Source organism: Mycoplasmopsis felis, from assembly GCF_034647055.2.
In the GTDB taxonomy this organism is placed as follows: domain Bacteria; phylum Bacillota_I; class Bacilli_A; order Mycoplasmatales; family Metamycoplasmataceae; genus Mycoplasmopsis; species Mycoplasmopsis felis.
The window spans coordinates 412,314-428,662 of the sequence record NZ_CP141047.2; the positions used below are offsets into that span (position 1 = coordinate 412,314).

The window sequence follows — 16,349 nt, forward strand, 5'->3', positions numbered from 1 at the left end:
TTACCATTTAATCTTAAATTTCGTCTTCTTCATCTAAATCATTATCAGAATCAATATCGCCAAACATTTCTTGTTTTAACTCATTAAGCATTTTTTGTTGTTTATTAATTTTTTGTATTTTTGCTTCATTAACTTTAATTTGATTATTAAATGTTTCTTTATTATTTACAAAATTAATTTTATGTTCTAATAAATCAGTATCAGGTTTTTCATCTATATATATTATTGTAGGAACGATAATAGGTTTTCTTCTTTTTTCTTTAAAAAATAAATAAGATAATCTATCAATGATTACTTTTTCAATATCTTCTGTTGTTCAATTAGGGTTATTTTTTATCTGATGTAAAACACCACCATGACTAACTCTTCTTGCTTCTTCAACTAAATCTTTTGAAGTTTTTACAAAGAAACTCCCCCGGGTTATTATTTGAGGCCTTCCGATTATTATGTTTTTGTGTTTGTCAATTAAAAAGACAATATTAACAAAACCAGATTGTTTTAATTTCTCACGCTCATTAATGATATTTGCGCTTGTGCTTAACACTGTATTTCCATCGATATAAATTGGACCAAAGTCAATTTTTTCATTACTTTTTGTAATCTTATTATTAAGCATGTGTCAAACTTGACCTTTTTCTAATAATAAAACATTTTTAGGATTCACACCATTTTCTATTGCTGTATTTCCATGAACAACTGACATTCTGTATTCACCGTGGTAAGGTAAAAAGTATTTAGGTTTAGTTAATCTAAAAATTTTATCATGTTCAAACTTATAAGCATGTCCTGAAGTATGTAAATAACCATCAATACCATTTTCTTTTATTATCACACCTAGTTTATACAATCTATTTACCAATAATTCTACTACCATTTTATTACCAGGAATAGGACTTGAAGAGAAAATCACAACATCACCTTTAGTTAATTTTATGGTTGCATGTTTTCCAAAACTCATCCGAGAAAGAGCAGCTAATTGTTCTCCTTGTGAACCAGTAGTTAAAATAACCAGATCTTTATCGGGGGTGTGAGGTAGTTGTTTTTTATCAATAAAAACACTATCTGCAACATTGATATAACCAAGTTTTCTACCTATTTTAACACCTTGTATCATTGATCTACCGAATGTAATAACTTTTTTCTTTAATTTTTCTGCTAATTCTATAATAACTTTAACTCTTGTTAAATTTGATGCAAACGTAGTTACAATAATTTTGTGTTTGGCTTGCTTCATTATATTTTGAATATCAGTTAAAATATCACTTTCACTTGGTGAATGATTTTCTCTCATAGCATTTGTTGAATCAGAAAGTAAAGCAGTTAGTCCTTGTTTACCAATTTCATCAAGTCTTGCAAAATCTGTGTAATTACCAATAGGTGTATAGTCAAATCTGAAGTCTCCAGTACACATAATAGAACCGTTAGGTGTTGTTATTCTAATACCAAATGCATCAGGGATTGAGTGTTGTGCAGTTCAGAAATCAACTTCACAGTTGTTAGCAAATTTATGCACATCACTTTTTTGAATTTCAATAAATTCAACTTTTTTTGTTATCTTATGTTCTTCAAATTTTAATTTTAAATATTGTATTGCTATTCTGGGTGCATAAATCTTATTTAATTTTGTCTGTTTAACTAAATAAACTACTCCCCCAATATGATCCTCATGACCATGAGTTATAAATAAACCTTCTATTATTTTGTCTTCTTGATTTAAATACTCATAATTAGGGATAATACCTTTAATACCAGTATTAAAGGTATCAGCAAATTTTATACCTGCATCAATAATGAAGATATGATTTTTATGTTCAATCAATAGTGTGGATTTTCCAATTTCTTCGAAACCACCCAAACCCACTATCTTAGTAGGTATTTTGTTTTTTGGATTCATAATTCTCCTAGTTTATTCTATGAATTTAAGAATATTAATTAAATTTAATTAATAACTTATTTATTATATAAAAAAACTCAAACATTAAATTATTTTTATTAAATAAATAAGATAATTAATTTATGTTAATATTTACATATTTTTTTGATAGTTATTTTTTAGAGAAATTATTATATATATTAAATTAATGTAAAATTCCATTCATACTCAATAAAGGAGAGAATTATGAAAATAAAAGGTATCGGAGCATCAAAGGGCATAGCAATTGCAAAAGTATTTAAAATAGAAGAATTACCTGTAGAAATTACACAATTTACAAATAATATAGATGCAGAATTAAATTTATATAAATCATCAAGAGATGTTGTAGTAAATAATATTAATAAAACAAAGGAATTAGCAAGCAAACCAGAACATGCAGCAATTTTTCAAGCACACATTGATTTTGTTTTAGATCCGTATGCAATTGAAACAATAGAAAATAATATTAAAAACAATAAATATACAGCTGAATATGCAGTTAATTTATTTTACACTGAATTTGCAAACATGTTTGCAAATATGGATGATGAATATATGAAAGAAAGATCATCTGATGTCAAAGATGTTCTTAAAAAAATTTTATATGCATTAAATGGTATAGCAGAACATAATTTATTAAGTATTAATGAAGAAGTTGTTATTGTAGCAGAAGATTTAAGTCCTTCTCAAACAGTGCAATTAAATAAACAATTTGTTAAAGGTTTTGTAACTAACATAGGTGGACCTACTTCTCATACTGCAATAATGGCTAGAAGTTTAGGGATACCAAGCGTTGTTGGAACTAATAATGTTTTAGAAAAAGTAAAAAATGGTGATTTAATAGCTTTAGACGGAACAAAAGGTGATGTTGTTATTAATCCAAATCAAGAACAAATGGAATACTTTACTTTACAAAAAGAAAAATTCTTAAAGTATTTAGAAAGATTAACAACTTTAAAAGGCAAAGAATCTAAAACAAAAGATAATCATAAAGTAGAATTAGCGGCAAATATTGGAACCCCAAAAGACATTCAATCAGTTTTAGACAATGATGCAGAAGCAATAGGGTTATTTAGATCAGAATTTTTATATATGGATAACAATGATTGACCAACTGAAGAAGAACAATTCCAAGCATACAAAGCAGTTGTTGAAAAAATGAATGGAAAAAGAGTTGTTATTAGAACTTTAGATATTGGTGGAGATAAAACATTAAAATACTTTAAGTTTCCATATGAAATGAATCCATTTTTAGGTTATCGTGCAATAAGATTTTGTTTACAAAACAGAGAAATTTTTAAAACTCAACTTAGAGCTTTAATTAGATCTAGTGAATTTGGTAAGGTAGCAATAATGTTTCCAATGATAACAAATGTTCAAGAATTTTTAGATGCAAAAGAAGTGTATAAAGAAGCATACGATGAAGTTTATAAAGTAAACAAAAACATCAAACCAATTGAAGAAATTGAAGTAGGATTAATGATGGAAACACCGGCTGCTGCTGTATTAAGTGATAAATTTTCAAAATATGCAGACTTTGTGTCAATTGGAACAAATGACTTAATTCAATATTCAATGGCTTCAGATAGAATGAACGAAAATGTATCTTATTTATATCAACCTTTAAATCCATCAATTTTAAGACTAATTAAACAAGTTATAGATGGAGCACATAAATATGGAAAATGAGCAGGAATGTGCGGAGAAATGGCTGGAGATAAAAGAGCACTACCTATTTTATTAGGTCTTGGACTAGATGAATTTTCAATGTCTGGAAGTAATGTATTAGAAAGCAGAGAATTAATTAATAATTTATCATTTAAGCAAATGCAAGAATTAGCTAATCAAGTTCTTGATTTAGACACAGAACAACAAGTTATTGACTTTTTAAATAAAAATCTTAAATAAATACTGTTTTAGTATTTATTTTTTGTATATATCAATTTAATATAATTAAATAAAGGAATTAAGATGGAAGAAGATAAATTAATAATTAAAGGTGCCCGCGAAAATAATTTAAAAAACATTGATTTAACTATACCGAAAAACAAATTAGTTGTTTTTACAGGATTGTCAGGGAGTGGAAAAAGTTCTTTGGCTTTTAATACTATTTATGAAGAAGGTAGAAGAAGATATATAGATTCATTGAGTGCATATTCTAGAATGTTTTTAGGTGGAACTAAAAAACCTGATGTAGATAAAATTCAAGGTCTCTCTCCTGCTATTTCTATTGAACAAAAAACAACTCATAATAACCCTCGTTCTACAGTAGGTACTGTAACTGAATTGTATGATTATTTTAGATTATTATTTGCTCGCATAGGAAAATCATACTGTCCTAATCATGATATAGAAATTTCTTCACAAACTAACAAGGACATTATTGAACAAATTTTTAATCAATGAAAAGGTCAAAAAATTAACATTTATGCCCCATTAGTTCAAGGAGAAAAAGGTACTCATCAAAATTTGTTAGAAAAACTCAATAAAGAAGGGTATCTAAGAGTTAAAATAGATGGAAATATTTATTCACTAGATGATGTTATAGATTTAAATAAAAATCAAAAGCATGATATTGATTTATTGATTTTTAGAACTGAAATTATTGAAGATAAATATAACGAAATATCTGAATCGATTAACATAGCAACTAATAAATCTGGAGGATTGGTTAAAATAGAAAAAAACACAGAAAATAACCAATCTAAAATTTATTCAAAACTATATTCATGTATTTACAAAGATTTTTCTGTTCCTAATATAGAACCTAGATTATTCTCATTTAATGCACCATATGGAATGTGTTTAAATTGCAAAGGTTTAGGTGTTGAATATAAAGCAGATATTGATGTTTTAATTCCAGAAACTTGAAGAACAATTAATCAAGGGGCAATTAAATATTATGCAAATATAGTAAATACAGAAAACCTAGAATGACAAACATTTGATGCTTTATTAACTCACTATCAAATACCTAAAGATTTACCATTTGATGAAATGAATGATTTTCAAGTTAATAAAATATTATATGGTTCTAAAGATGAAGAAATTGAATATGTTTTAGTATCAAGCACGGGAAATAAATATCGCAAAAAAGAACCAATTAATGGTATTTTAACAATGATTGAGAATTTGTATTATGAAACAAGTTCTGAAAACAGAAGAGATTATTTAAAGAAATATATGGGAACTTTTGCTTGTCATTTATGCAAGGGTTCAAGACTAAATCAAAATGCTTTAAGTGTAAAAGTTGATAAATTAAATATTTATGAATTTATGCAATTTTCAATAGAAAAACTAATAGAAAAATTCGATGAATTAATTAATAGTTTTTCTGAAAACGAAAAAACCATTTCTAACTTAATTGTTAAAGAAATAACAGATAGATTGAGTTTTTTAAAAAATGTTGGTTTAGAATATTTAACATTAGACCGTAGTGCTGAAACACTTTCAGGAGGTGAAGCTCAAAGAATTAGATTAGCTACACAAATTGGTTCAAATTTGAGTGGTGTGTTATATGTTTTAGATGAACCTTCCATAGGATTGCATCAAAGAGATAATTTAAAATTAATCAAAACATTAAGAAGTATGGTTGATTTAGGAAATACATTAATAGTAGTTGAACACGATGAAGATACAATGTTTGCAGCAGACCATATCGTAGATATTGGACCTTTAGCAGGTGAACAAGGTGGACAAGTTGTAGGTAATGGAACTATAGATGATATTATCTTACAAGAACAATCTATTACAGGAAAATATTTATCAGGAGAGTGAAAAATCGGTATTCCTAATAAAAGAAGACCTGGTAATGGTAATTTTATAGAAATTAAGGGTGCAAGAGAAAACAATTTAAAAAATATCGATGTCAAAATTCCATTAGGTAAACTAGTAGGAATCACAGGAGTATCAGGAAGTGGAAAAAGTACACTAATCAATGATATTTTAGTTAACGGTATCTTACACATGAATGGTAGTGCAACTGAAGGTATAAGTAAAAAAGCAAAATTTGATACTATTAAAGGTCTAGTTAATGTTGATAAAGTTGTAGCAGTTTCACAATCTCCTATAGGGAGAACTCCGAGATCTAATCCAGCTACATACACAGGAGTTTTCGATGATATTAGAGAAGTTTTTGCTAATTTATCTGAATCAAGATCACGAGGATATACTAAAGGAACATTTAGTTTTAACACACCAGGAGGAAGATGTGAAAGATGTTCTGGTGATGGTTATTTAAAAATAGAAATGCATTTTTTACCTGATGTTTATGTACCTTGTGATGATTGTCAAGGCAAACGTTATAGCAAAGAAACTTTAGAAATTTTATACCATGAAAAAAACATTAATGATGTTTTAGAAATGAGTATAGATCGGGCATTAGAATTTTTTGATTCAAATAAAAAAATAATTGAAAAACTACACTTTTTAAAAGATGTAGGTCTAGGTTATATTAAACTAGGTCAAATGTCTACTACATTATCAGGTGGAGAAGCACAAAGGGTTAAGTTAGCTACATATTTACAAAAAAAACCAACTGGAAAAACAATTTATGTTCTTGATGAACCAACAACAGGACTTCATATTCACGATGTTAAAAAATTAATAGAAATTTTAAATAGAATTGTTGATAATGGAGACACAGTAGTTGTTATTGAGCATAATCTAGATGTAATTAAAAATTGTGATTATTTAATTGATCTAGGGCCAGAAGGAGGAATTAAAGGTGGTCAAGTAATATCACAAGGTTCTCCAGAAACAGTTGCACAGTCTCAAAGAAGTTATACAGGTCAGTTTTTAAAAAAAATATTAAATAAATAGTTAAATTATATATAATTTTAATATTTAGGAATTTATGGATCAAAAACTTAAAAAAAATCTTAATATAGTTGATAACTTAAAGCAAAAAAAAGTTAGTGTTAAAGAAATAGTTAATTTTTTTAATTTAAAAATTATCAACGAAAAAACATCAGAAATTAAATGAGGTTATATTTATCAACCTGCAATCAAAAGAGTTGGTTTAGAACTATCTGAATTAATTAATAATGAACGATTGAATCGAAATGTAATTGCTTGAGGAACAAGTGAATCATTATGATTCCAAAAAATAGGTAAAGAGCGTTCACTTAAAGCAATTGAACATATTTTTAAAGAACAACCACCTTTAGTGATTTTATCTAAAGGAGTTATGAAGCCATCATTATCTTGAGTTTTATCAATGGCAGATAAATATGGAGTACCATTATGCTTATCAAAAGTAAGCTCATCGTTTATTAGTACTAACATAGGTTCATATTTAAATAATTATTTCGGTGAAGAAATACAAGTACATGGATGTTTGGTTTTAATTGGTGGTACTGGAGTTTTAATTATTGGACAAAGTGGTGCTGGTAAATCTGAAGCTGCTCTTGAATTAGTTCAAAGAGGACATGTTCTCATTAGTGATGATTCAGTGTTAATTAGAGATAACGGAAATATCTTTATAGGTAGTTCTCCTAAGATTACAAAAGATTTCTTAGAAGCCCGTGGAATCGGGATAATTGATATCAAGCGTGCATATGGTATTAGATCTGTTACAGGTTCTTCCATTATTAACTTAGTTGTAGAATTAGTTAAAGTAGACAAACAAAACGAATTAGATCGTTTAGGTGTTGATTTTCTACAATTCCCAATCTTTGGCCGTTATATTAAAAAAATTCAAGTTCCAATTAAAGAAGGTGGATCTGTTGCATCATTAATAGAAGCTGCTGTAAATTCATATTTATTAAGATTAGAAGGTGTTGATGTTTTAAAAGAAATACAAGGAAGGAGTTCAGATAATGAATAATACCCCTATTTATGTTCCGGAATATGCTTATCAAGCTGGTAGTTCAACTCCATTGTTTAGCATTGGTTCATTTGATTTTCAAGTATATTCTTTAACTATTATGCTTGGTTATTTATGTTCAATTTTAACAATCTTATTTTTCTGAAGAAGAGAAAAATTAAATATGGAAAAATTATATGTTCTGATTTTAATTACAATACCAATGGGAATTTTAGGTTCGCGTTTTGGTTATATGGTAGAACAATGAATTTATGCAGATATTCCTTTTAATGGTTCTGCTTGGTGAAAAATATGAGAAGGTGGACTAAGTATTCAAGGTGGTTTAATAATTACTATTTTAGTAGATTTATTTTATTGTTATACACAGCGAAAATATTTAGATATTCGAAAAGCAGCATCATTAATTATTCCTACAATACTAATAGGACAATTTATTGGTCGTTGAGGAAATTATGCAAATCACGAAGTTTATGGAAAAATAGACTGAACTGGTTCTAGTGTTTTAATTTTCGGAAAAGGTTTTGCTCACAATATGTTTATTTCTGATGCATATACTAATTCATTAGGATTACATGGAGCTTATAGATATCCATTATTCTTATATGAAGGACTTGCAAACTTAGTAGGTTATTTACTAATAGTATGAGTTGCAAACTTCTTTGGTTTATTTAAGCCGGGAACAAGTGTTGGCCTATATTTAATTTGATACGGATTAATACGTATGGGAATGGAACCACTAAGAGAAGAATCGTATAATTTATATGAATATGTAGCAATAGGATTTGTCTTAGTTGGTGCATTAGTATTTGTCTATTACCAATTCTGAAATAACATTAAATATACAGTTACAAAAAAACATAAAGTATTCAAGTTTTATAATTATGAAAACGAAGAATCATATTTCATTCATGTAGATAATACATCTATACCTCATGTATTTAAAAAAACCTTAACTTATACATGATTTAAATAAGGAGAAATAATGGAAAAAGAAATTTTTGATTTATTAATCATCGGAGCAGGACCTGCTGGTTTAAATGCTGCAATGTATGCATCACGTGCTAATTTAAAAACTATTTTTATAGAAAAAGGTGCTCCTGGCGGGAAATTAGTATTAACAAATAAAGTAGAAAATTGATTAGGAACAGAATTAATTGAAGGATGACAATTAGCAACTAATTTTTTTGAACATTCAAAAAAATATGGTGCTAAATATAAATATGGTGAAGTTCAAGAATTAATTAACCATTCTGATTTCAAAAAAGAAGTTAAATTAAGCAATGGAGAATCAGTTTTTGCTAAAACAGTTTTAATAGCAACAGGAATGAAAAATAGAGAACCAAAGTTTGTTAAGAATTTTGATAGTTTTGTTAACAAGGGAGTTAGTTTCTGTGCTATTTGTGATGGTCCATTATTTAAAGGATTGCCTACATTGATATTAGGTGGAGGAAATTCTGCAGTTGAAGAAGGAACATATTTAACAAACATTGCTTCACACGTATATATAGTTATTAAAGATGCTGAATTTAATGCAGAAAAAAGATTAGTTCAAGAATTATTACAAAAACCAAATGTAACAGTTTTTAGAGAAAGTCAAATCAAAGAAATTAATGGTTCAGATTATTTAGAAAGTGCAATTATTATTGATAAAAATAATCAAGAACAAGAAATTAAAATTGGTTCATTCTTCCCTTATATAGGTATGGAACCTACAACTACTTTCATCAAAAATCTAGATATTTTAGATGAAAAAGGATTCATTTTAACTGATGAATTTATGCAAACAAAAGTTAAAGGAATTTTTGCAGCAGGTGATATAAGAAAAAAAGAAATCAGACAAATTATTACAGCTTCTTCTGATGGTGCAGTTGCTGCAAAGAAAATTTCTGATTTATTGAATTTTGAACAATAAAAATCCTTTTAAATTTAAAGGATTTTTATTTTTATTTTTCTGAAAATTTAGTATATGCAAATGAAAAAAAGAAAATAGTTTATAATTATATAGTTAAATTTAGTTTAAGTCCAAGGGGTTTATGTAAATAAAAATTACAACCATAAGTTAGTCGAAAAAAGACACAGAAAGAAAATGAAGAAAAAAGAAGTTTTTTATAAATCATGATTTATCTAAAAAACCTTTTTCAATTTTATTACCACCTCCAAATGTAACTGGAAAATTACACTTAGGTCATGCATTAGATTCTTATATTCCTGATACTATTATAAGGTATAAAAAACTTAAAGGTTTTGATGTTATCCTGAGTTTCTGAGTTGAAGACCAAATTTTTAATTTTTTTAGAATCTATATATGTATATATATATATATAGAAATTTTTATTTTTTGTTTTGAATACTATGATTACAATGTATAATTATTATATGAAAGTGAATAATTACATAATTGGAAAAAGCAAAAGAGCAAAAGGAATATATATTTTTGCTGGAATTTCTGGTGGTTATGGTGCTGGTACTAAGAAACAAATTGGTTTGGGTTGGTTAGAACAATTAGAACAAATTAATCCTGATGTTATTTCTATTTTAAAAACAAAAGCAAAAGAACTTACAGAAGATATGGAAAAAGATTTCGTTAAACAAGAATTACTAAATTCTATTCAAAATCAAAAAATTACAGTTAATTCAATTAACTATGGAATAGAAGTTATTTATAAATTTATAGACAAACTACAAATCTTTGAATCGATATCAAAAACCAAGCATAAGGATTTAAAATCAATTTTAGAATATTGCATTGCTTCTAGAATAATTAATTCAAATAGTATCATTAGAAATTTTGAAATTAAAGATAACTTTATTAATACAATAAAATCACAAAAAGATGCATTTTATTCTCTTTTAGATGTATTAGTAGAAAATGAAAAAGGTATTTTAAAGAACTTAAACAATAAATTAAGTAAAATTACTAACAGAGAAATTGAACTTGTTTTCTTTGATTCGTCAACTGTTTATTTTGAAACTTTTCAAAGAGATGGATTGAGATTTCCTGGTTATTCAAAAGACGGAAAATTTAAAGAAGACCAAGTTGTTTTGGGTATGGCAACTGATATTAATGGAATACCAATTCATATGAAATTATTCAAAGGAAATACAGCAGATCCAAATACTTTTATCCCTTTTATTTTAGACTTAAAACAAACTTATCAAATTAATAACATAACCATTATTTCTGATAAAGGTATGTCCACAAATAGAAATATTCGTTTTTTAGAAGATTTAGGTATAAATTTTATTATTTCATATAGAGCAAAGTCAGGAAGCGCTGAATTTAAGAACTATATTTTAGATCAAAACGGTTATGTTGGTAATTCTGAATTTAGATATAAAGAAATTGAATATAAGTCATTATGAAACAACAAAAGATTTAACGGGAAAACTAGAAGAAGAATTATTACTTATTCAAAATCAAGAGCAATTAAAGATAGAGAAGATCGTAAAATACTCATAAATAATTTTGAGAAAAGACAAAATAAAGACGGAATTGTTAGAGGTGAACAAATGTTTGCTTCAAAAAAATATAAGTTTTTTAAACAAATAGGTCGTAGTGATTTTGAACTAAATTGTGAAAAAGTCTTAGAAGATAAAAAGTTCGATGGTATTTATGTATATGAAACAAATAGAACTGATTTAACACCACAAGAAGTAGTTCAAATTTACCAAAACCAATGAAGAATTGAAGAAAATTTTAGAACATTAAAAACAGCGTTAAAAGTAAGACCTGTATATGTATGAACCAATTCTCATATTAAAGGTCACTTTATCTTGTGTTATTTATCTTTAGTAATAATTAAGACAATAATTCACTTATTGAATGAGTCATTTAAAAAAGATGCAGGACTTATTGATTTTAAAATAACAACTGATAACTTTATTAAAGCTATATTAACAGCTAACAAAATAGTTAAAAAGGTTGATAACAAAATAATAGAGACATTATTTGAAACAAATGAAAATAACAAAAAAGATTTTCAGAATTATATATTAATTAAAAAATTCACAGATTTTATACATAGTAAATTAGATATATAAAAAGACGAATTTCCCTATTTCATAGGGTTATTCGTCTTTTTATCTTAATTAACTCAGAAACTCAGGAGAAATCAGACAAATTATTACAGCTTCTTCTGATGGTGCAGTTGCTGCAAAGAAAATTTCTGATTTATTGAATTTTGAACAATAAAAAACCTTTTAAATTTAAAGGATTTTTATTTTTATTTTTCTGAAAATTTAGTATATGCAAATGAAAAAAAGAAAATAGTTTATAATTATATAGTTAAATTTAGTTTAAGTCCAAGGGGTTGATGTGAATAAAAATTACAACCATAAGTTAGTCGAAAAAGACACAGAAAGAAAATGAAGAAAAAAGAAGTTTTTTATAAATCATGATTTATCTAAAAAACCTTTTTCAATTTTATTACCACCTCCAAATGTAACTGGAAAATTACACTTAGGTCATGCATTAGATTCTTATATTCCTGATACTATTATAAGGTATAAAAAACTTAAAGGTTTTGATGTTATGTGATTACCTGGTATGGATCATGCAGGAATTGCTACTCAATCTAAAGTAGAAGATCATTTATTAAATACAGAAGGTATTGATCGTATAAGTTTAGGTAGAGAAAAATTCATACAAAGAATTTGAGGGTGAAAAGAAGAATATTCAGAAATCTTTAAAAAACAATGATATAAAATGGGTCTTGCTTTAGATTATTCAAATGAAAGATTTACATTAGATAATCAAGCAAATCAAGCAGTTCAAAAAGTTTTTATAGACTTATATAACAAAGGTTTCTTATACAAAGGAATAAGACCAATTAGTTGAGATATTAAATTACAAACTGCAGTTTCTAATATTGAAGTAAATAATGAACCAACTGAACAAAATATGTATTATATTAAATACAAGGTTAAAGAAACAAATGAAGATTTAATTATTGCAACAGTTAGAACAGAAACACTATTAAGTGATGTTGCAGTAGTAGCAAATCCAAAAGATACTCGATATTTAAAATATAAAAATATGCATATTATTCATCCTCTTACAAAGAAAGAATTACCTATTGTTTTTGATGATTATGTTGATATAAATTTTGGAACAGGTTTAATGAAATTATCAGCTCATGCTGAAGCTGATATTGAAATTATTCAGAAATTAGGTCTAGAAATAATTGAAAGCATTGATAAAAAAGGATTTATTAATTATCTAGAATCAGAGTTTCATAATTTAGAAAGATTCCAAGCAAGAAAATTAATTGCTCAATATTTAGAAAAAAATAATTATTTATTAAAAAAAGAGAAAGTTATTTCTAATGTTAGTGTTTCAGATAGGTCTAAAACAGTTATTGAAACATTAGTCTTACCTCAATGATTTGTTAAAATGGATAAATTTAAAAACTACATACTAGATGATTTAAAATCAAAAAATGGAGTTAAGTTTTATCCAAAACGTTTAAAAGACACAATGAAACAATGAATGGAAGATGTTCATGATTGAACTATTTCAAGACAATTATGATGAGGTCACAGAATCCCTGCTTGATACAAAGGAAATGAAGTTAAAGTTCAAATTAAAAGTCCAGGAAAAGATTGAGTTCAAGATGAAGATGTTTTAGATACATGATTTTCATCAGGGATTGCACCGTTTGTATTCCTAGGTTGACCTAAAGAAAATGAATTATTAAAAAGGTACTATCCATTTTCTTTATTAGTTACAGGTTATGATATTATCTTCTTTTGAGTAGCTAGAATGTATTTTATGAGTTTAGAATTTATGAAAGAAATTCCATTTAAAGAATTATTATTCCATGGTTTAATTAGAGCTTCAGATGGAAGAAAAATGTCAAAATCTTATAATAATGGAGTAGATCCAATGGAATTAATTGATGAATATGGTTCTGATGCTTTAAGATGATTTTTATTAACGAATACATCACCAGGATTAGACATTAAATTCTCAAAAGAAAAAATTGAATCTGCATGAAGATTAAATAATAAATTATGAAATATAGTAAATTACATTAAAGAAATTCCAAATACTAAAAATAATCAAAAAACTTTTGCTGATAAATGAATTTTAAATAAATTGATTGATTTATCTAAGAAAATAGATAAATCAATGAAGAAATATGATTTTACTGTTATAGGTAGTGAAATATATAAATACATTTTTAATGATTTAAGTAGTTGATATGTAGAGTTTTTAAAATCTTCACCAAGCAAAAAAAATGCATTAAATATTTTAAAGAAAACTTTAATCATCTTACATCCGTTTTTACCCTTTTTAACTGATAAGTTATATTCTGAGTTATTTGCAAGTGAATTATTAGAACAAAAATGACCAAGAATAATGACAAATAAAGATGCAAATTATATCGATGAATTAATCTTAGTTATATCTGAAATTCGTAAGTATCGTGAAGAATATAATATTTCTAAAAAAGAAATTATTCAATATTGATATCCATCTTTAACAAATCAAGAAGGAATTGATATTATTAACAAATTAGCAAATGCCAAAGAATTTCAAAACAATGACTTCTTAATTTCGGTAAATAATAAAGAATTATTTATATCTATTAATCAAGAGCAAAAAGAAAAAAACAAAATGGACTTATTGAATAAAATCCAAAAGGTAGAATTTGAAATTCAAAGAGCACAATCAATGTTAAATAATGAAAAATTTGTTAAATTTGCTCCAGAATCAAAAGTTCAAGAAGAAAGAAGTAAATTAGACAAATATACTAAAGATTTAGAAAAATATCAAGAGGAGTTAAAATGAAAATATTAACAGGAAAAGAATTAGCTCAAGCTGAACTTTTAAAATTAAAAGAAGAAGTAGCACAGTTAGACACACAATATATTCCCAACCTTTCTATTATTCAAGTTGGTGATAATCCTGCTTCTAATAAATATATTCAACAAAAAATAAAAAAATGCAATGAAATAGGTATTGAGTGTAAATTATGAAAATTCCCAGAAGATATTACTCAAAAATCTTTATTAAAGAAAATTGATGAAATTAATGATGTTTCAACTGGTGTAATTGTACAATTACCATTACCTAAGCATTTACCTAAACAAGTTATTTTAGATTCTATCCCTTTATTTAAGGATGTAGATGGACTATCAAGTAGAAATCAATTTTTACTATACAATGATTTACCAGATAAACATTTTGTTCCAGCAACAACAAGAGCAGTTTTAGAAATCTTAGAGCATTATCAAATTGATTATACAAATAAAAAAGTTTGTGTTGTCGGAAGAAGTCATGTGGTAGGTAAACCACTTGCACATATAATCAAAAGACAAGGTGCAGATGTTGCTACATTTAATGAAAAAACAGGATTAAAAGGTGTAGAAACTGGTGATATAGTTATAGTAGCTATCGGTGTACCAAATTATGTGAAAGCAGAAAACGTAAAAGAAAATGCAATAGTTATTGATGTAGGAACTAATTTAGATGATAATTTACCAGATAAAATATATGGTGATGTAGACTTTGAAAGTGTTAAAGATAAAGTTTCTGCTATTACTCCTGTTTTAGGTGGTGTAGGACCAATGACGGTTGTTTGTTTATTAAAAAATCTAATTGAAATAGTTAAATAAGGAGAAAAGATGAGAAAAATTGCTGTATTAACATCAGGTGGTGATGCTCCTGGAATGAATAATGCCATTAGAGGTGTAATTAAAGCTGCTAAAATACATGGACTAGAAACTTATGTAGTTTTAGAAGGATATAAAGGTTTATATAATAATGAAATTTATCCTTCTGATAATTATGAAGTAGATAAATATTTAAATCAAGGTGGAACATTTATTTATTCTGCTAGATTTCCTGAATTTAAAAATCCAGAAGTAAGACAAAAAGCAAAAGAAAACTTATTAAACAAAGGTATTGAAGCATTAGTAGTAATTGGTGGAGATGGTAGCTATAAAGGAGCTCAATTACTTCATGAATTAGGAGTTAAAACTATTGGATTACCTGGAACTATTGATAATGATATTGCATCAAGTGATTATACAATTGGTTATGAGACTGCACTAAATACAATTGTGCAAGCAATTGATAAAATAAGAGAAACTGCAAGTAGTCACAAAAGAATTATGATTGTCGAAGTTATGGGAAATGGATGTGGAGATTTAGCTTTATATTCAGGATTAGCTACTGGAGCTGAAATAATTCTAACTAATCAATATAAATTATCACATCAAGAAATTATTGAGAAAATTAAACCATTAACTGAACAAAAAAATAGAAGAAGTATTATTCTTGTTGTTTCAGAAAAATGTTATGACATTAAAGCATTAGAATCAGAAATTCAAAATGCAACTAAGTGAGATACACGTTCAAATCAATTAAATCATATCCAACGTGGAGGAACACCAACTGCTCAAGAAAGAATCCTAAGTACTTTATTAGGTATGAAATCTGTTGAATTAATCTTACAAGGACAATCAGGATTAGCATTAGGAATTATTAATAATGACATTAAAGCCACACCAATCCTAGAAGCTTTATCAATGGAAAATACATCTAAAAATAAAGCAACACAACGTGCAGAAAAATTCAATAAATTAAACCAAGCATAATTT

10 protein-coding genes and 1 pseudogene are annotated in these 16,349 nt (G+C 26.5%); 10 read left to right on the forward strand and 1 reads right to left on the reverse strand.

Going from position 1 to position 16,349, the window contains the following annotated elements; genetic code table 4:
• Window positions 1-13 precede the first annotated feature (13 nt).
• On the reverse strand, window positions 14-1,894 hold the full coding sequence (locus RRG59_RS01810; protein WP_322902680.1) for a ribonuclease J: 1,881 nt from the start codon (window positions 1,892-1,894) through the stop codon (window positions 14-16).
• Between the two features lie 225 nt (window positions 1,895-2,119).
• On the opposite strand from RRG59_RS01810, the gene ptsP reads away from it, so the two are divergent.
• The 10 genes and pseudogenes from ptsP to pfkA all read left to right on the forward strand — a co-directional run bounded on the left by ptsP (window position 2,120) and on the right by pfkA (window position 16,346).
• Entirely contained in the window at window positions 2,120-3,823 is a 1,704-nt protein-coding gene (gene ptsP / locus RRG59_RS01815) for a phosphoenolpyruvate--protein phosphotransferase (RefSeq protein WP_322902682.1), read from the forward strand.
• A gap of 63 nt (window positions 3,824-3,886) precedes the next feature.
• Window positions 3,887-6,736: an excinuclease ABC subunit UvrA gene (gene uvrA, locus RRG59_RS01820; protein ID WP_322902684.1), complete on the forward strand. Its 2,850-nt coding sequence runs from the start codon at window positions 3,887-3,889 to the stop codon at window positions 6,734-6,736.
• 34 nt (window positions 6,737-6,770) lie between these two features.
• A complete protein-coding gene (gene hprK / locus RRG59_RS01825; protein WP_322902686.1) occupies window positions 6,771-7,742 on the forward strand; it encodes an HPr(Ser) kinase/phosphatase in 972 nt (323 codons plus the stop codon).
• The gene (gene lgt, locus RRG59_RS01830; RefSeq protein ID WP_322902688.1) at window positions 7,735-8,715 is read left to right on the forward strand and encodes a prolipoprotein diacylglyceryl transferase; all 981 of its coding nucleotides are present in this window, start codon (window positions 7,735-7,737) and stop codon (window positions 8,713-8,715) included. The genes hprK and lgt overlap by 8 nt, the downstream gene beginning before the upstream one ends.
• 9 nt (window positions 8,716-8,724) lie before the next feature.
• Complete coding sequence (locus RRG59_RS01835; protein WP_419198140.1) at window positions 8,725-9,654, forward strand: NAD(P)/FAD-dependent oxidoreductase; 930 nt, start codon at window positions 8,725-8,727, stop codon at window positions 9,652-9,654.
• A 147-nt stretch (window positions 9,655-9,801) separates the two neighbouring features.
• Window positions 9,802-9,994: pseudogene (locus tag RRG59_RS04035) on the forward strand (class I tRNA ligase family protein); the annotation flags it as partial.
• 124 nt (window positions 9,995-10,118) lie between these two features.
• The gene (locus RRG59_RS01845; protein WP_322902592.1) at window positions 10,119-11,783 is read left to right on the forward strand and encodes an IS1634 family transposase; all 1,665 of its coding nucleotides are present in this window, start codon (window positions 10,119-10,121) and stop codon (window positions 11,781-11,783) included.
• 274 nt (window positions 11,784-12,057) lie between these two features.
• Window positions 12,058-14,544, forward strand: a complete 2,487-nt coding sequence (locus RRG59_RS01850) for a valine--tRNA ligase (protein ID WP_322900722.1) — start codon at window positions 12,058-12,060, stop codon at window positions 14,542-14,544.
• A complete protein-coding gene (locus tag RRG59_RS01855) occupies window positions 14,532-15,362 on the forward strand; it encodes a bifunctional 5,10-methylenetetrahydrofolate dehydrogenase/5,10-methenyltetrahydrofolate cyclohydrolase (protein ID WP_322902690.1) in 831 nt (276 codons plus the stop codon). Before RRG59_RS01850 ends, RRG59_RS01855 begins: the two co-directional genes overlap by 13 nt.
• 9 nt (window positions 15,363-15,371) lie before the next feature.
• The gene (gene pfkA, locus RRG59_RS01860; RefSeq protein ID WP_322902692.1) at window positions 15,372-16,346 is read left to right on the forward strand and encodes a 6-phosphofructokinase; all 975 of its coding nucleotides are present in this window, start codon (window positions 15,372-15,374) and stop codon (window positions 16,344-16,346) included.
• Window positions 16,347-16,349 lie beyond the last annotated feature (3 nt).